Source organism: Pseudarthrobacter sp. NPDC058329, assembly GCF_042879835.1.
Lineage (GTDB): Bacteria > Actinomycetota > Actinomycetes > Actinomycetales > Micrococcaceae > Arthrobacter.
This window is the reverse complement of the sequence record NZ_JBHVZR010000007.1, coordinates 1-16,839: the sequence shown is the minus strand read 5'-3', so window position 1 is coordinate 16,839 and position 16,839 is coordinate 1. Positions and strand designations below refer to the sequence as shown.

The 16,839-nt window shown below is 66.1% G+C and carries 16 protein-coding genes; 8 read left to right on the top strand and 8 right to left on the bottom strand.

From position 1 onward, the window contains the following. Positions 1–72 precede the first annotated feature (72 nt). The 3 genes from ACFVYC_RS11200 to ACFVYC_RS11190 are packed head-to-tail and all read right to left on the bottom strand — an operon-like array spanning position 73 to position 3,945. Complete coding sequence (locus tag ACFVYC_RS11200; protein ID WP_387549840.1) at positions 73–717, bottom strand: Maf family protein; 645 nt, start codon at positions 715–717, stop codon at positions 73–75. A gap of 9 nt (positions 718–726) precedes the next feature. Further along, entirely contained in the window at positions 727–3,249 is a 2,523-nt protein-coding gene (locus ACFVYC_RS11195; RefSeq protein ID WP_387549838.1) for an MMPL family transporter, read from the bottom strand. 18 nt (positions 3,250–3,267) lie between these two features. Beyond that, on the bottom strand, positions 3,268–3,945 hold the full coding sequence (locus ACFVYC_RS11190) for a TetR/AcrR family transcriptional regulator (protein ID WP_387550088.1): 678 nt from the start codon (positions 3,943–3,945) through the stop codon (positions 3,268–3,270). A gap of 180 nt (positions 3,946–4,125) precedes the next feature. Here ACFVYC_RS11190 and ACFVYC_RS11185 point away from each other — a divergent pair, with 180 nt between their 5' ends. Then, positions 4,126–4,689, top strand: coding sequence for a hypothetical protein (locus ACFVYC_RS11185; RefSeq protein ID WP_387549837.1), 564 nt, complete (start codon positions 4,126–4,128; stop codon positions 4,687–4,689). Positions 4,690–4,762: 73 nt separating this feature from the next. Here the strand turns inward: ACFVYC_RS11185 and ACFVYC_RS11180 are convergent, their stop codons facing one another. Beyond that, positions 4,763–6,199 carry a dicarboxylate/amino acid:cation symporter gene (locus ACFVYC_RS11180; RefSeq protein WP_387549835.1) on the bottom strand — a complete coding sequence of 479 codons (1,437 nt, stop codon included), beginning with the start codon at positions 6,197–6,199 and terminating at the stop codon, positions 4,763–4,765. A 156-nt stretch (positions 6,200–6,355) separates the two neighbouring features. Further along, positions 6,356–6,940, bottom strand: a complete 585-nt coding sequence (locus ACFVYC_RS11175; protein ID WP_387549834.1) for a helix-turn-helix domain-containing protein — start codon at positions 6,938–6,940, stop codon at positions 6,356–6,358. Between the two features lie 119 nt (positions 6,941–7,059). Between ACFVYC_RS11175 and ACFVYC_RS11170 the strand changes: the two genes are divergently transcribed. Then, entirely contained in the window at positions 7,060–8,031 is a 972-nt protein-coding gene (locus ACFVYC_RS11170; RefSeq protein ID WP_387549832.1) for an NAD(P)/FAD-dependent oxidoreductase, read from the top strand. A gap of 5 nt (positions 8,032–8,036) precedes the next feature. Beyond that, positions 8,037–8,813: a class I SAM-dependent methyltransferase gene (locus ACFVYC_RS11165; RefSeq protein WP_387549830.1), complete on the top strand. Its 777-nt coding sequence runs from the start codon at positions 8,037–8,039 to the stop codon at positions 8,811–8,813. Between the two features lie 34 nt (positions 8,814–8,847). Here the strand turns inward: ACFVYC_RS11165 and ACFVYC_RS11160 are convergent, their stop codons facing one another. The 3 genes from ACFVYC_RS11160 to ACFVYC_RS11150 are packed head-to-tail and all read right to left on the bottom strand — an operon-like array spanning position 8,848 to position 12,393. Further along, complete coding sequence (locus ACFVYC_RS11160) at positions 8,848–10,533, bottom strand: DUF885 domain-containing protein (RefSeq protein ID WP_387549828.1); 1,686 nt, start codon at positions 10,531–10,533, stop codon at positions 8,848–8,850. A 40-nt stretch (positions 10,534–10,573) separates the two neighbouring features. Then, positions 10,574–10,813 (bottom strand): acyl-CoA carboxylase subunit epsilon, encoded by a 240-nt coding sequence (locus ACFVYC_RS11155; RefSeq protein ID WP_387549827.1) that lies wholly within the window; start codon positions 10,811–10,813, stop codon positions 10,574–10,576. Then, a complete protein-coding gene (locus tag ACFVYC_RS11150; RefSeq protein ID WP_387549825.1) occupies positions 10,810–12,393 on the bottom strand; it encodes an acyl-CoA carboxylase subunit beta in 1,584 nt (527 codons plus the stop codon). Before ACFVYC_RS11150 ends, ACFVYC_RS11155 begins: the two co-directional genes overlap by 4 nt. A gap of 222 nt (positions 12,394–12,615) precedes the next feature. Here ACFVYC_RS11150 and ACFVYC_RS11145 point away from each other — a divergent pair, with 222 nt between their 5' ends. The 5 genes from ACFVYC_RS11145 to ACFVYC_RS11125 form a co-directional block, all read left to right on the top strand. Continuing rightward, the gene (locus tag ACFVYC_RS11145) at positions 12,616–13,503 is read left to right on the top strand and encodes an SDR family oxidoreductase (RefSeq protein WP_387549823.1); all 888 of its coding nucleotides are present in this window, start codon (positions 12,616–12,618) and stop codon (positions 13,501–13,503) included. A 35-nt stretch (positions 13,504–13,538) separates the two neighbouring features. Beyond that, on the top strand, positions 13,539–14,447 hold the full coding sequence (locus ACFVYC_RS11140; protein WP_387549822.1) for a biotin--[acetyl-CoA-carboxylase] ligase: 909 nt from the start codon (positions 13,539–13,541) through the stop codon (positions 14,445–14,447). Then, positions 14,440–15,039 carry a PH domain-containing protein gene (locus ACFVYC_RS11135; RefSeq protein ID WP_387549820.1) on the top strand — a complete coding sequence of 200 codons (600 nt, stop codon included), beginning with the start codon at positions 14,440–14,442 and terminating at the stop codon, positions 15,037–15,039. Before ACFVYC_RS11140 ends, ACFVYC_RS11135 begins: the two co-directional genes overlap by 8 nt. Then, positions 15,029–16,156: an adenylate/guanylate cyclase domain-containing protein gene (locus ACFVYC_RS11130; protein WP_387549818.1), complete on the top strand. Its 1,128-nt coding sequence runs from the start codon at positions 15,029–15,031 to the stop codon at positions 16,154–16,156. Before ACFVYC_RS11135 ends, ACFVYC_RS11130 begins: the two co-directional genes overlap by 11 nt. Positions 16,157–16,461: 305 nt before the next feature. After that, positions 16,462–16,839 (top strand): hypothetical protein (locus tag ACFVYC_RS11125; protein ID WP_387549816.1); only part of this gene is annotated, 378 nt, incomplete at its 3' end.

Here is a 16,839-nt window from a genome sequence, read left to right as displayed (position 1 = left end):
TACTTGCGGATTCCGCGTGTAAAGAGCTCAGGCTTTGTAGGGAAGCTACAAGACTGGCTGAAATGGGTAGCTTCAGGCCGCCGGCCAGAGGTCGGTGATCCGCACTTGCGCCTGGGCCAATAATTCGCGGAGCGTGGAGACGGACAGGCCCACGACGGCGTGCGGGTCGCCGTCGATCTTGCGGATAAACGCCCCGCCCAGCCCGTCGATGGTGAAGGACCCGGCGCAGTGCAGCGGCTCGCCGGTGGCGATGTACGCGTCAATCTCCGCCGCATCCATCTCAAGGAAGGAAACCTCCGCCGATGCCACGGTCCCGAGGGTGGCCCCCGTGCCGGGGGCAGCGCCGTCGTCGGGATCAGTGGCCCGGCAATCCACCAGCCAGTGTCCGGTATGCAGCCAGCCGGCGTTGCCGCTCATCCGCAGCATCCGTTCACGCGCGACGGCGGCGGTGTACGGTTTGCCGTGCGCCTCGCCGTCGAACTCAAAGACGGAGTCACACCCGAGTACCAGCGCACCCTCCGCTTCCGGCAGTGCCGCCACCGCCTCCGCTTTCGCGCGGGCCAGCAGCAACGCGGTATCGTGCGGGTCGGTGACGCCGTACCGGGCCTGGACGGCATCCTCATCAACGTCCGAGACCAGGACCGAATGCCGGATGCCGGCCTCTGCCAGGAGCTTGGTGCGGGCGGGGGACTGGGAAGCGAGAATCAGGCGGACCACGGATTCAGCCTAGTGGACGAGTTCACCGGGCGCCGGTGCTGCCTCGGGCCTGCTGAGCTTGGCGCCCTCCACGTCGACGTCCGGCAGGATCCGGTCCAGCCAGCGGGGAAGCCACCAGGACTTCTCGCCGAGCAGGTACATCACGGCCGGAACAATGGTCATCCGCACCACAAAGGCATCCAGCAGGACACCAAACGCCATGGCAAAGCCGAGCGGCCGCACCATGGTGAGGTGGCTGAAGATAAAGCCGGCGAAGACGCTGACCATGATGATCGCCGCGGCCGCCACCACTGCGGCAGCATGGCGGAAGCCCACCCGTACGGCCTGTTTGGCCGAGGAGCCGTGCATGTATGCCTCGCGCATCCCGGAGGCGATGAACACCTGGTAATCCATGGCCAGCCCGAAGAGGACACCGATCAGGATGATCGGCAGGAAGCTGAGCACGGCTCCGGGGTTGGCCACATCGAACACGCCGCCCAGCCAGCCCCACTGGTACACGGCCACCACGGCGCCGAACGCCGCGGCGAGGGAGAGCAGGAAGCCGCCGGTGGCCAGCAGCGGGACCACGATGGAGCGGAATACCAGCAGCAGCAGGATCAGGGAAAGTCCGACGACGATCGCCAGGTAGGGCGGCAGCGCGTCACCGAGCTTCGTGGAGACATCCACGTTGCCGGCGGTCTGGCCCGTCAGCCCCATGGCCACATCGAATTCGGACTGGATGGCCCCGTTGAGGCCGCGGAGCTCGGAAACCACCTGCACGGTGCTGGCGCTGGCCGGACCCTCCTCGGGGATGACCTGGAAGACGGCCGTCCGGCGGTCCTCGCTAAGGGCGACGGGCACGGCGGCAACGACGTTGTCCACGGCGCGGAGCTTGTCCGCGATGTCATACTGCAGGGTCTGCGCCTGGGACTCGTCCAGGTTTGCCGGGAATTCGCCCACTGCCACGATCGGACCGGTTACGCCTTCGCCGAAGCTCCGGGCGGTCAGGTCGTAGGCCTGGTAGGCCTCGGACTCAACAGGTTCGGAGCCGCCGTCGGGCAGTGCAAGCTGCAGCTGGGTGGCGGGCAGTGCAAGGGTGCCCAGAAGGAGTACACCGGCCAGGAGTGCCAGCACGGGGTGCCGGGTGACGAGGCCGCCCCAGCCGTGGGTGCTGCGCTCGCGGTCCTGGGCTTCGTCGGCAGCTTCATGGCCCGGTTCGGCGTTGTGGACCTCGGCCTTGGCCCAGGCGCGCCGGGAGATGATGCGCCGGCCGATCAGGGAAAGCATGGCCGGGGTAAGCGTGATGGCCACGAGGACGGCAACCGCGACCGTTCCGGCTGCTGCCAGGCCCATCACGGCAAGGAAGGGCAGGCCCGGAACCACCAGCGCGGCCAATGCGATGATCACGGTCAGGCCGGCGAAAACCACCGCGTTGCCGGAGGTGCCGGTGGCGCAGGCCACCGATTCCTCCTGGTCCATGCCGGCCAGGAGCTGCGTGCGGTGCCGGTTGACGATAAACAGGGAGTAGTCGATCCCCACGGCCAGGCCCAGCATCAGTGCCAGCATGGGGGAGATGGAGCTCATGTCGAAGAGGCCGGACAAGGCGAAGGTGATGCCCACGCCGACGCCCACACCGATGACTGCCATGAGCAGCGGCAGTCCGGCGGCGATGAGCGTTCCCAGCATGATGATCAGGACCAGGGCCGCCACGGCGATGCCGATGATCTCGGCGGCGCCGAACAGTTCGGAGATGTCCTCGGTAATTTCCTTGCTGGCGTAGGCGGTGACGCCGGCAGCGGAGGTTTCATGGGCGATGTCCTGGACCTGCTCGCGGACCTCGGGGCTCAGGCCATTGATGGAGGTGCTGAACTGGACCTGTGCGACGGCGGCACGGCCATCCTCGGACACAAAGCGAATGGCGGCGGAAGCCTCTGCCTGGCGCTTGCCCAGCTCCAGCTTTGCCTTTCCGGCTTCGAGTTCCCGGGCGCCGGCGTCGAGCCTTGCCTGCCCTTCCGCGAGGGCGGCCTTTTGCTGGCCAAGCTGCGCCTCGATGAGGGCGGCCGGGGCGCCGGATGCTGCGAGCTGCTGTTCGGCGGCTGCGAGCTGGGCCTTGCCGGCCTCCAGCCCGGCGCGGGATGCGTCAAGCTGCGCCTGGCCGGCGGCAAGCTGCTGCCCGCCGTCGGAGATGGCCTGTCCGGCCTGGTCAACCTGTGCCTGGGTGGCGAACGGATCGATGGTGCCGCGGACATCGGGCACGGACTCGAGCTTCTTCAGGGCGTCGGTGACGGCGGCCCGGCTCTCGGCGGTGAAGCCGCCGTCGGGCGCTTCAAACACGATGGTGGCGGTGCCTCCGGAAGCTGAGGGAAGCTCTTCCTTCAGCTTGTCCGCGATGCGCTGTGTTTCGGTGCCGGGGATCTGGAAATTGTTGGACAGGGTGCCGTGGAAGGCGGCAGCCGAGCCGCCCACGGCCACCAGGACCGCCAGCCACAGCGAGATGACCAGCCAGCGCCGGCGGTAGGAGAACTTGCCCAGGCGGTACAGGAGCAGTGCCATAACAGGAAACCGATCTGATCAGGAGGAGCGGGAGTCGGAAGATGAAGGAGATGGCAGCCCTGCGGTGAAGCCGGAGCCCAGGAGCGCCATGGCGTCGATGAGCAACTGCCGGAGTTCGGCCAGGGATGCAGGCGAGAGGTCGGCTCCGCGGCGGGCAAACCAGACTTCCATCGCCGCCTTGCCGCAGGAGATGACGGAGCCTGCGAAGGCGTGAAGGTAGAGCTCGTCCACGGCGCCGGGCGTTCCGGCCGCGCGTTCCCGGGCCACCGCGGTGATTTGCTCCCGGCAGTGGTCCCAGGCTTCCAGCTCCGAGTGGGACATCAGGGAACTCTGCTGGGTGAGGGTGAAGAGCTCCGCGAGGGGTGCCACCGTCATGGGGTCAGCGAGGGCCATGAGGGCAGCCTGCGCCGACTGGAGGATCGGTTCGTTGGCCGGCCGGAGCCGAAACTGCACGATGGCATTGTCCAGGAAGCCGTGGGTAACGGACGCGAGGGCGGCGTCGGTGCTGCCGAAGTAGTTGAAGAAGGTGCGTCGCGAAATCCCGGCGGAATCGGCGATGTCCTCCACAGTGAAGCTTCCAGGGCCCCGGCTGCGAAGCAGCGCCAGGGCGGCCTCCGTAATGGCCTGGCGGGTGGCTGCTTTGTTCAACTCGCGCCGCGAAGGGGCGGGGGCCGGTGGCGCAGGGCCGGGGGAGATGTTCACACCATTACACTACGTGCAAGTTTGCACGGTGGGCAACTTTTGGATTGTTCCACTTTCACAGGTAGATGAAAGGTCCCGAACAGCTCTCCCAGAACCTGCGCCCGGATGCTGGTGTTGCCCTGAAAGGGGCAAACCATCACCAGCCGTCACCGACGGCGGATCCAGGAGACAAAAATGTCACGCACTAAGAAAATGACCCTCGGACTGTCAGCCACGGCACTGGCCCTTGGCGCAGGAATCGGAGTTGCCGGCATGGCTTCCGCCACCACCACACCCACCCCGACGCCCAGTGCCAGCTCCAGCGCAGCTGCCGACGGGAGCCCCTCCACAGCACCCGGCAGCGGCACGGGCAAGCACGGCGGCCGCGGTGGGGAGCGGGGCGTCGCGCAGGCATCTGCGCTCGCCGAAAAGCTTGGGGTGGAGGAAGCCAAGGTCACCGAAGCGCTGCAGGCCTTCCGCGCAGCAAACAAGCCGGCAGCCCCGCCCGCTGAGGGAACCAAGCCTGACACCGCCAACCGTGATGCTGCCCTTGCCAAGGCCCTGGCTGAGTCGCTCGGCGTCGAGGAGTCAAAGGTCAGCGGCGCCTTGGCGGAGCTCCGCACCGAAAAGCAGGCAGAGAAGGCCGCAGCGCTCAAGACCCGGCTGGATCAGGCGGTGGCGGACGGAAAGCTCACCCGGGCCGAGGCCGACGCCGTCACCAAGGCCGTGGAAAACCGCGTTATCGGCGGCGGCCGCTGACCCGTCCCTACACAAAGAAGTCCCCGGGAAACTCCCGGGGACTTCTTACTACAGCAGGGGTGAGCAGGGACCCTTAGGCCTTCGCGTCCGCCAGTTCACGCGCGGCGGTGTCCGTCGAGGTTCCGTCGGACGGGGCTTCGGCGTCCACCGTGTCGTCAACGAAGGGAGTTCCATTCCGGGGCGCGTTGTACAGGGCCTCATTCAGGATGCCTTGGCGCTTGGCGACGATGGTGGGGACGAGCGCCTGGCCGGCGACGTTTACCGCGGTGCGGCCCATGTCCAGGATGGGATCGATGGCCAGGAGCAGGCCGACGCCGGCAAGCGGCAGTCCCAGCGTGGACAGCGTCAGCGTGAGCATAACAACCGCGCCGGTGGTGCCCGCGGTTGCCGCGGAGCCCAGGACGGAGACCAGTGCGATCAGCAGGTACTGGCTGAAGTCGAGCTGGATGCCGAAGAACTGCGCGACGAAGATGGCTGAGATGGCGGGGTAGATGGCGGCGCAGCCGTCCATCTTGGTGGTGGCGCCCAGCGGCACGGCGAAGGAAGCGTAACCGCGGGGGACACCCAGGCTGCGTTCGGTAACCCGCTGGGTCAGGGGCAGGGTGCCCACCGAGGAGCGCGAAACGAAGGCCAGCTGGACGGCCGGCCACACACCGGAGAAGTACTGCTTGACGGACAGGCCGTGGGTGCGCACCAGGACGGGGTAGACCGCGAAGAGCACCAGGGCCAGGCCCACGTAGATGGCGAAGGTGAACTTGCCCAGCGAGCCGATGGTGTCCCAGCCGTAGACAGCGACGGCGTTGCCGATCAGGCCCACGGTGCCCAGCGGTGCGATGCGGATGATCCACCACAGGACCTTCTGGATGACGGCCAGCGCGGAGGCATTCAGGTTCAGGAACGGTTCGGCAGCCTTGCCCACCTTGAGTGCGGCCACGCCGACGGCGATGGCGATCACCAGGATCTGGAGCACGTTGAAGCTGACGGAGGTGGTAACGGCGCCGGATTCGGCGACAGTGGAGCTGGCCCCCAGGCCGAGGAAGTTCTTGGGGAACAGGCCGATGAGGAAGGACCACCAGTCACCGGACTTGCCGGCGTACTTGGCTTCTTCGGTGATGCCGGTGTTGGCGCCGGGCTGGAGCAGCACGCCCAGGCCAATGCCGATCAGCACGGCGATCAGGGAGGTAATGGCGAACCACAGCAGGGTGTTCCACGCCAGCTTCGCGGCGTTGGACACCTGGCGCAGGTTGGAAATGGAACTGACCACCGCGGTGAAGATCAGGGGAACGACGGCGGTCTGCAGCAATGAGACATAGCTGGAGCCGATGGTCTGCAGCGTGGCGCCGAGGCCGTTGGGGCTGGTTTTGGTGCTGCCGGTGTACTTGGCCAGCAGGCCGAGGCCGAGCCCTACGATGAGGGCGGCGATAATCTGGAAGCCGAACGAGCCAGCCCATTTGGGCAGCTGGAAGCCGGTCTTTCCTGCGGATTCTGAGGGGCGGGTTGATGTGCTCACCCGAATACGTTAGGGCTCGCCCCAATATCACGGCGAACCCATGTTGAGAAATATTACGGCGTCACAAAGCGGCTGAGGTCGCAGGACCCCCGTACTTCCGCCGCCAATACAACGTTTTGTGAAGTTATTCCCACCCCCTGTGTGGCAAACGTCTCCCTAAGCGGGCCTGGGCCGTGCGCGGACATGCATCCGCTCGCCCTGCTGTCCGAACAGGCTGATGAACTCGACCGGCTCCCCGTCAGCGCTGGCGAACCAGTGCGGGGTGCGGGTGTCGAATTCCGCGGCTTCGCCCGGGCGCAGTTCGAAGTCCTTCCCGCCCAGCACCAAACGCAGCCGTCCGTTGAGGATGTACAGCCATTCGTAGCCTTCATGGACACGCGGCTCGGGCTCGGCCCCGCGGCCGTCGCCGGTCAGTACCATCTTGAAGGCCTGCAGCCCGCCCGGGCGCCGCGTGAGGGGAACCGCCGTCATGCCGGCATGGGTGATGGGGCGCAGGTGGATTCTCGGATCCCCTGTGGGCGGGGCGCCCACCAGATCGTCGAGGGGGACACCGTACAACCCGGCGAGGGGCAGCAGGAGTTCCAGGTTTGGCCTGCGTTGGCCGGATTCCAGGCGGGACAGGGTGCTGACTGAGACGCCGGAAGCGCTGGACACCTCCCCGAGGGTGAGGTTCCGCTCAGTGCGAAGCGCCCGGAGCCGGGGGCCGACAGCCCCGAGTACACCATTCAACTCATCTGCCATGGAAGCATTTTGCCATATCAGCAAGAACATTTGCCAGCAACTAAACGCCGGTGGAGGCTTGTGTTACCGCCCGGCACCTTGGCGGTGAACCCACAGGACGGACGAAGGACAGCATCAGCATGGACACCACACGGTATGACGTTGTGATTATTGGCGGCGGCGCCGCGGGGCTCAGCGCGGCCACGACATTGGCCCGGGCGCTGCGCCAGGTGCTGGTCATCGATGCCGGAACTCCACGCAACGCACGCGCGGCCGGTGTGCACGGCTACCTGTCGAGGGACGGAATCAACCCTTCGGAACTCCTGTCCATCGGACGCCGTGAAGTGCTTTCGTATGGCGGGACGGTTGCGGACGGCGAAGCCGTTTCGGCACGGCGGACATCTGATGGATTTGAGGTGATCCTCGGAGATGGCCGCCGGTTCTCCGGCAGGCGCCTCCTCGTCACCAGCGGCCTGACGGATGAATTGCCACCGATCGACGGGTTGCGGGAGCAATGGGGCAAGGGCGTGGTGCACTGCCCTTACTGCCATGGCTGGGAGATCCGCGGGCAACGCATAGGTGTGCTGGGCACGGGTCCCCTGTCTGTCCATCAAGCACTGCTTTTCAGGCAATGGTCCAGTGAGATCACCCTTTTCCTCAACGACACCGTGGAGCCCACGGCCGAAGAATGGGACAAGCTCACTGCCCGGTCTGTAGCGGTGGTGGCTGGACCCGTTGCCTCCGTTGATGCGGTGGATGGTGTCCTCACGGGGCTGACGCTCCGCCAGGGCTCCTCATTCGACCTGGAGTCGCTGGCTGTCGGAACGCGGATGGAGGCCAGATCCGTACTTCTGGAATCACTCGGGCTCAGTCCCCGGACCCACCCGACGGGGGCCGGGCGGTTCATCGAGACCGACGCCATGGGCGGTGCAACAGCCGTCCCCGGCCTGTACGCAGCGGGCAATGTCTCCAATCTGATGGCTCAAGTGATAACTGCGGCAGCCGAGGGTGTTATGAGCGGAGCGAGGATCAACGCCGACCTCGTCGAGGAGGACACCAGGTTGGCAATGGCAGGACACTTCGGCCCCATCCCGGCGCCAGTAGAAGGGTGATGACGATGGATCACCACCACCAGCGCTCCGACAGCCAGGGCCAGCAGCGCTTCCTCGACCTCGACGCGGAGGTGTTCGGCCACCAACTCGCGGCTGTCCTGGACATGGCCGCGGTGCCGACCGCAGGCAGCATCGTTGACCTCGGCGCCGGCACCGGCGCAGGCAGCCGGCTGCTGAGGAGGCGGTACCCCGAAGCCACCGTGACGTGCGTCGATAACGATCCGCAGATGCTTGAGCAGCTCCGCGGCCAGGGATTCGCCGTCGTCGGCGCGGACCTCAACGACGGTTTCCCTGCGCTTGCCGCCCTGGCTACAGCAGATACGGCCGGGGTGGACCTCGTGTGGGCCTCATCCTCGCTGCACCACCTCACGCGGCCCGCCCGGCTTCTGTCGGGGGTCCGCCGGGCACTGGCGCCGGGCGGGGCCCTGGTGGTGGTTGAGCTCGCTGCCCTGCCCCGCTTCCTCAAGGAACGGGGCGAAGCGCTGCTGGAGCAGCGCTGCCATGCCGCTGCGGCGGCGGCGGGATGGAACCGTCACCCGGACTGGACGCCTGACCTCGAGGCCGCCGGGTTCGCCGTCACCCGGTCCGAGGTGACGGCGACACCACCTGTCACAACGGCAGCACGGGAGTATGCCCGGCAGTGGTTCGCGCGCTTCGCCCACCTGCCGGCCCTGGCCAGGGAAGACCGCCAAGCCGTGGAAGCCTTGCGGGTCCGTTTCTCAAACGGCATTGAGCTGGAACCCCGTGCCACCCGGACCGTCTGGGTGGCCACCCCGGACTGAACCGCGGAATTGGGCCAGTTCAAACCGCTGGAAACTAGGACAGCAGTGCGCGCCTCAGGGTGTCCAGTCCCACCGACCCGATGTTCAGGGCCCGGGTGTGGAACTCCTTGAGGTCGAAGCCGGGGCGGGCTTCGAGTTCTGCGCGGATTTGTTCCCAGAGGCGCTGTCCCACTTTGTAGGAGGGCGCCTGGCCCGGCCAGCCGAGGTAGCGGGTGAACTCGAAGTTGAGCTGCCCCTCGCTGATGGGCAGGTTTTCCTTCAGGAACTTGTAGCCCTTGTCAGGGGTCCAGGTGCCCGAGCCCCACCGCCCGGGGACCTCGAGTTCGAGGTGGACGCCGATGTCGAAGACCACGCGGGCGGCCCGCATCCGCTGCATGTCCAGCATGCCCATGTGGTCGCCGGGATCGTTCAGGTAGCCCAGTTCCTGCATCAGTTTCTCGGCGTAGAGGGCCCAGCCTTCGCCGTGGCCGGAGGTCCAGCACACGTTGCGCCGCCACTTGTTCAACAGTTCGTGGCGGTAGGTGGCAGTGGCAACCTGGAGGTGGTGGCCCGGGACGCCCTCGTGGAAGACCGTGGTGGTTTCGGCCCACGTGGTGAACGTGTCCTCGCCGGCCGGGACCGACCACCACATGCGGCCGGGGCGGCTGAAGTCGTCGGACGGTCCGGTGTAGTAGATGCCGCCCTCGTCCGTGGGGGCGATGAGGCACTCGAGTTTTCGCATGACATCCGGGATGTCAAAGTGGACGCCGGCGAGGTCGGCAACGGCTTGGTCCGAGAGCTCTTGCATCCATTCCCGCAGCGCTTCTTTGCCTTTCAGCTGGCGCGCGGGATCGCTGTTCAGGAGCTCCTTTGCCTCACCAATCGTGGCGCCGGCCTTGATGGTGTCCGCCACTTCCTCCTGCTGGGCGATGATGCGGTCGAGTTCCTGCACACCCCAGGCGTAGGTCTCTTCGAGGTCCACCGTCGCGCCGAGGAAGGAGCGGGAAGCCAGCGCGTAGCGTGCCCGGCCCACGGCGTCCTTTTCGGGCGCGGCCGGCAGCAGTTCCGTCCGGAGGAATTCCGCCAGCCCGGCGTAGGCACTCCTGGCGGCGGCAGCACCGGCGTCGAGCTCTTCCTGGACAGCGGCAGGCAGGGGCCCGGCGGCGGTTGATGCGCCCGCCGCGAGCTTCGCAAAGAAGCCGTCCCCGGCCGCATACTTGCTGGTCTGCTCAATAACGATGTTCACCTGCCGGGCAGCGGCAACCCGTCCGGCGTCCCGAGCAAGCCGCAAGGATTCCGTGTAGCCGCGGATGGCTCCGGGGATGTTCAGCGCGCGTCCGGCGATGTGCCGCCAGTCCTGCTCCGTTGCCGTGGGCATGAGGTCGAGAATGGAGCGGATGTCCTGGGCGGGGGAGGCGATGTTGTTCAGGTCCGCGTAATCCCAGCCGGACGCGTGGATCAGCAGCTGCAGGCCCAGCCGCTCCTGCATGGCGTCAAGGGTGACGGCGTCGACGTCGTCCTCGGGCTCAAGGCCTTCAAGGTCCGTGAGGACCTTCCGGGCAGCCTCGGCGAATTCCGCGATGCCGGCGGGGGAGAAGTCCTGGTACTCAGTCTCGTGTCCGGGCACGCCAAGGGTAGTGGCGAGTGACGGATTGAGCCTGATAAGCGTGTCCGTGTAGTTGTCCGCGACGGCGTCGATGCGGCTTTTCGGGCGGGCGGCGGGAGGAGTGTCTGTAGTCACTCTCCGAGACTAACGCCCGAACCGGGTGAAGAGGTGCCTTTCAGCCGCGGCTTCGCTTCCACGCCCCGGGCCCGGGCGTGGGGGCCAGCCGCAGCTGCTGCCGGCGAACCCAGTGCCGCACCGATGGCTTGCCGGCGGGCGCCGGCTCCTCGCCGCCCAAGGAGAGTACGACGGCGGTCAGGGCGGCCAGTTCCTCGGCCGTCGGCTGGCCTTTGACAACAGAGAGCAGCGGCGCGGCGGGCAGGGGAGCCTCCCCGGCAGGCTGGTTGGGGACCGTCACAGCGGGATGTTCCCATGCTTCTTGGTGGGAAGGCTGGCGCGCTTGTCCCGTAGCGCGCGCAGGCCCTTGATGATCTGGGTCCTGGTCTCGGACGGGGCGATGACGGCGTCCACGTAGCCCAGTTCGGCTGCCTGGTACGGGTTCAGCAGCTCCTCCTCGTACTGCTGGACCACCTCAGCCCGCCGCGCTTCAACGTCTCCCCCGGCTTCGGCCACGGCGGCGAGGTCGCGGCGGTAAAGGATGTTGACCGCGCCCTGGGCACCCATCACACCGATCTGCGCTGTGGGCCATGCCAGGTTCAGGTCGGCGCCCAGCTTTTTGGAACCCATCACGATGTAGGCGCCGCCGTAGGCCTTGCGGGTAATCACGGTGAGCTTGGGCACGGTGGCTTCGGCGTAGGCGTAGAGGAGTTTGGCGCCGCGGCGGATGATGCCCTGGAACTCCTGGTCCTTGCCGGGAAGGAAGCCGGGAACGTCCACCAGGGTGATGATGGGGATGTTGAAGGCGTCGCAGTGGCGGACGAAGCGGGCCGCCTTTTCCGAGGCGGCTATGTCCAGGGTTCCGGCGAACTGCAAGGGCTGGTTGGCCACAATGCCCACGGTGTGGCCCTCCACCCGCCCGTAGCCGATCATCACGTTGGGGGCGTACAGGGCCTGCATTTCCAGGAAGTGGGCGTCGTCCACGATCTGCTCCACAACACTGCGCATGTCGTAGGGCTGGTTGGCCGAATCCGGGATCAGCGCGTCAAGGGTGAGGTCGTCGTCGTCAACCTCAAGCTCCTGCTGGTGCTCCAGCACGGGAGCCTCGGAGAGGTTGTTGGAAGGAAGGAAATCCAGCAGTTCGCGGACGAATTCGATGGCATCGGCTTCGTCCGGGGCCAAGTACGTGGAGGTTCCGGTGGTGGCGTTGTGCTGCCGGGCCCCGCCCAGGGTTTCCATATCCACGTCCTCGCCGGTGACGGTCTTGATGACATCCGGGCCGGTAATGAACATGTGCGAGGTCTTGTCCACCATCACCACGTAGTCGGTGAGCGCGGGGGAGTAGGCGGCGCCGCCGGCGGAGGGACCCATGATCAGGGAAATCTGGGGTACCACCCCTGAGGCGTGGACGTTGTTGCGGAAGATATCGGCGAACATGGCGAGCGAGGCCACACCCTCCTGGATGCGGGCTCCGCCGCCGTCGAGGATGCCCACCACGGGGCAGCCATTGCGCAGGGCGAATTCCTGCACCTTGACGATCTTTTCGCCGTTGACCTGGCTGAGGGAGCCGCCATACACCGAGAAGTCCTGGCTGTAGACGGCTACGGGGCGCCCGTCCACGGTGCCGTAGCCGGAAACCAGGCCGTCGCCCAGGGGCTTCTTCTTTTCCATGCCGAACGCGGTAGAGCGGTGTACTGCCAGGGCATCGAATTCCACAAACGAGTCTTCATCAAGCAGGAGGGCGATGCGCTCCCGGGCGGTGTTCTTGCCGCGCGCGTGCTGCTTTTCGATTGCTTCGGGACCGGAGGGCTGTTCGGCACGGGCCTGGCGGTCGCGGAAGTCGGCGATCTTTCCCGCTGTCGTTGTCAGATCGTGGCTCATCAAATATCTCCGGCTCTGTAGCAGATTGGTCCTGTGGCGCTGTCCTTGCTGGCAGGTCTGATGCGGGAGTTAAGTAGCATCCACACAAAAAACGAACCCTGCTGGCTAGTCTAGTGACGCTTCTGGCGCCTGCCGCTGTAGAAAACCTACAATTTTCTGCCGTGCCGCAGCCAGCCGCGGCATGTTACTTGCCAGTAATATAACTGGGTTACAGTGGCTTTTATGACTTTGAGCGATGATGCTTCGGGATCCCCTGCAAGCCCCTACCGGCCTGCTGGTTCCCTCCACGGCCGGACCATACTGATCTCCGGCGGAAGCCGCGGAATCGGGTTGGCCATTGCCCTCCGGGCAGCGGAAGACGGCGCCAACATCGTCCTGATGGCCAAGACGGGGGAGCCTCATCCGAAACTTGAAGGCACGGTTTTCACTGCCGCCGAACAACTGGAGGCGGCCGGCGGCCGGGCACTTCCGCTGGTTGGCGATGTCCGGTGTGACGAGGATGTGGAGCGGGCTGTCTCGGCGGCGGTCGAACGGTTCGGGGGCATCGACGCCGTCATCAACAATGCCTCTGCCATCGACCTTTCACGCACCGATGCCGTGGACATGAAAAAGTACGACCTGATGCAGGACATCAATGTCCGCGGAACGTTCCTGCTGTCCAAGCTGGCCTTGCCTGCGCTGCGCGCTTCCGCCGGTGGTCACATCCTTACCCTCTCACCGCCGCTGAACCTGGCTCCGCACTGGGCCGGGAAGCATTTGGCCTACACCATGGCGAAATACGGAATGAGCCTGACTACCCTGGGGCTGGCCGAAGAACTGAAAGCGGACGGGATCAGCGTCAACTCGCTGTGGCCCTGCACCCTGATCGACACTGCGGCCATCCGCAACATGCCCCATGGCGAACAAATCGTCCAAGCTGCACGCGGCCCGCAGATCATGGCTGATGCCGCGCACGCCGTCCTTACCGGCGCCAACCTTCGCTCCGGGGGCGGGGCGAGCGGGAACTTCTACACCGACGAGGAAGTCCTCGCTGCAGCCGGTGTGGCGGACTTTCGTCCGTACAGCCTGGGGGCTTCCGAAGACCGGCTGGTTCCAGACATCTTCCTGTAGGTGGGACCTCCTGCCCGTGTCGGTAGGATTTAGGTATGGATGACGCACATGCCCCCGGTACGCCCCTGGACCGGGGGGACCTGGCGGACCAGAACTTCCTGTCTGCCACCGGCATCCCGCTGCTTGAGGTGGTGGACTCCACCGGCTCCACCAACGCCGACCTCCTCCGGTCCGTCACGGTGGAGCCCGCTGCCTGGCCCGACCTCTCCGTGCTCACTGCCGAGTACCAGAGCGCAGCGCGCGGGCGGCTGGACCGGCACTGGGAAGCTCCGCCGCTGAGCTCCATCCTGGTCTCGGTTGTCCTCCGCCCGGCCAATGCCGAAGGGCGTCCGCTGCCCACGCAAACCTACTCCTGGCTGTCCCTGATTGCCGCGCTGGCGCTGCGTGAAACCCTGCTGGAGACGGCAGGAATACCGGCGGAGCTGAAGTGGCCCAACGACGTCCTGGTACGCGGGAAGAAGATCGCGGGCATCCTGGCCCAGCTGGGCCCCATGGTGGACGGCTCCGTGCCGCCCGTCATCCTGGGAACCGGCCTGAACGTCACCCTCCGTGCAGCGGAACTGCCTGTTCCCACGGCCACGTCGGTGGTGCTGGAAGAGGGCCGGACAGCGGACCGGACCTTGCTCCTGAAGAGCTACCTTTCGAAGTTCGCCGTGTTGTACCGCAGCTTCTGCAATGCCGACGGCGATCCGGCGGCAGGCTTGGCGGGCGGCCCGTCACTGCACAAGCGGGTTGAGGCCGCCATGGTCACCTTGGGCATGCAGGTGCGGGCGCAGCTTCCGGGAGACCACGAGATCATCGGCCACGCGTCCCGCTTGGACGAGTACGGTTCGCTGCTGGTGGTGGACCGCGACTCCCGCGAGCACGTGGTCACCGCCGGGGACGTGGTGCACCTGCGTCCGTGGACCTCCCCGGACGTCTCCGGCCAAGGCGGTTATGCGTAAAGACCTTGTCCCGGGCGAGCAGGTGATTGTCACCACCCGCCCGCAGCCGAGGAAACTCGCCGGGGCCATGGTTGCCTTTATCCTGGCTCCCGCGATGGCGGCCTATTGCTCCGCCTGGGTGATCCGCGGCGAGGCCGGGCGGGCTGTTCCCGCTCTGTCCGGCCGTTGGACTCCGTGGCTGGTGACCGGGTGCGTCCTCGCGGCAGCTTCGGTGTGGCTGGGCTTTTGCCTGCCCCGGCTGCTGCGCTGGCACGGGACCCGCTATACGCTGACCAGCAGGAGGCTGGTGGCCAGGTCCGGAATGTGGAAGCGGCAGAACCAGCAGGTGATCCTGGCGTCGATCCGCAACCTGACTGTCCAGGAATCGGTCCTGCAACGTCTCTTCCGCTCCGGGAATATATCCTTGGAAACCGGATACCAGGGAGTGGTCACGTTTCCTGATGTGCCGGAAGTAGCCAGGTTCCGGGACTTCATCCTCGACGCCATCGGGGAGTTGCCGGACGAGCACGACGCCCAGCCGGGCGGAACAACGAATTACCCCGCCGGAGCTTTGCCGTGGGATATGAGAGAAGGTGGACCGGATGAACGATGAGCACCAGCAGGAAAGCGTCGAGTCCATCGCGCCGCCCGCTCCGGCCGCGGACGCCCATCCCGCCACCGGCACTATGTCAGCCGAGCGGTTGGCGATGAAAGCCCTGGAGACCCGCCTGCTGGGCGGGGAACGCAAGCTCCGCCGTCGTGAAGTCGCCGCCGGCGCAGGGCTTTCCCTGCTGTCTGCGCGCAAACTTTGGCGCGCCCTCGGTTTCCCCAACTTCGGTGACGAGGACGTTGCCTTTACCGAACGCGATGAGGCGGCCCTCTCCACCGTGGTGGACCTGGTCCGGTCCGGAAAGCTGACGGAGGAAGCCGCCATCTCCGTCACCCGCTCCATCGGCCAGATGACCGACCGGATGGTGGTGTGGCAGATTGAAGCCCTTGTCGAAGACATGGTGCACGAACAGGGCGTCACCGATGCGGTGGCCCGCAAGCGCCTGGTGAATGAGCTCCCGGCGCTGGTGGATGCGCTGGAGGACATGCTGGTCTACTCCTGGCGCCGCCAGCTTAACGCCGGCGTCCAGCGGCTCGCGGTCCGTGCCGAAGCCGGACTGCAGGCCAGCGAGGAAGGCCGGGAAGGCGACGAGGACGACGCCCCGCTGCCCCTGGCGCGCGCCGTCGGCTTCGCGGACCTTGTTTCCTACACCAGCCTGTCCCGGCGCATGAACGAAAAAACGCTGGCCCGGCTGGTCCAGCGGTTTGAAAACAAATGCGCGGAAATCATCTCCGTGGGCGGTGGCCGCCTGGTCAAGACCGTGGGAGACGAAGTCCTCTACATCGCGGAAACCCCGGCAGCGGGTGCGGAAATTTCCTTGGCGCTGGCCCAGGCCTTCACCGAAGACGAGATCCTTCCGGAGGCCAGGGTGGCGATGGTCTGGGGCAGGATCCTGTCCCGGCTCGGTGATATTTACGGGCCCACCGTGAACCTCGCGGCCCGGCTGACAACGCTGGCGGATCCGGGGACAGTGCTGGTGGATTCCATGACGGCATCGGCGCTGGAGCATGACGAGCGGTTTGTGATGCTGCCCCAGCCTCCGGAAAATGTCCGCGGCTTCGGTGAGATCCGCCCGGTCCGCCTCACCCGCGGCCTCGGCAAGGGGCTGGTCCTGGACTGACGGGGCCTGGTTCTGCGCGGACGAACCGTCTGCGCCGGTTTATCCAGTTGTTGGTTTATCTAGGTATAGTCGGTGTCGTTGCACCCGCCGCGTGGGGCAGGTCTCCCCATCGCGGCCGGATAACAATAATCGGTAGGATTGCCACCGGACATACGGCTTTGCCGGATTCCGTTCGGGCGTCCTGCCGGGCACCCAACGAAGGTCTCATTTCGCTCCTGCGGAGCGCGACGTTTCACATCAGGGCACGGGGCGCAAGCCCCGGCCAGCAGCTGCCGAGCGCAGCGCCAACCGGGGGAATCAACGCTGTGAGAAGTGTGCTGGGGAAGCTTGGGCTGAAGAGGCGGCATAAGAGGGTTGTTGCTGGTACGGCTTTTGGTGCTGTTGTTGCTGCTTTGGTGGCTGGGGCCATTATTTATCCGGGGTTTAAGACCACTGAGGTGGAGTTGAACGATGGTGGTGTGTGGGTTGTCTCGAAGTCCAGGAATGCTGTGGGGCGGTTGAATTATCCGTCGCGGGTTCTTGATGGTGCGGTGACGCCGGCGTCGACGACGTTTGATATTTTGCAGGATGCCGGTGAGGTGTTTGTTGATGATGAGTCTGGTTCGACGTTGAATCAGGTGTCGCCGGCGAATATGCGCCTGGGTGGGGATAAGCAGTTGCCGGGTGCGGCGGAGGTGAGTTTT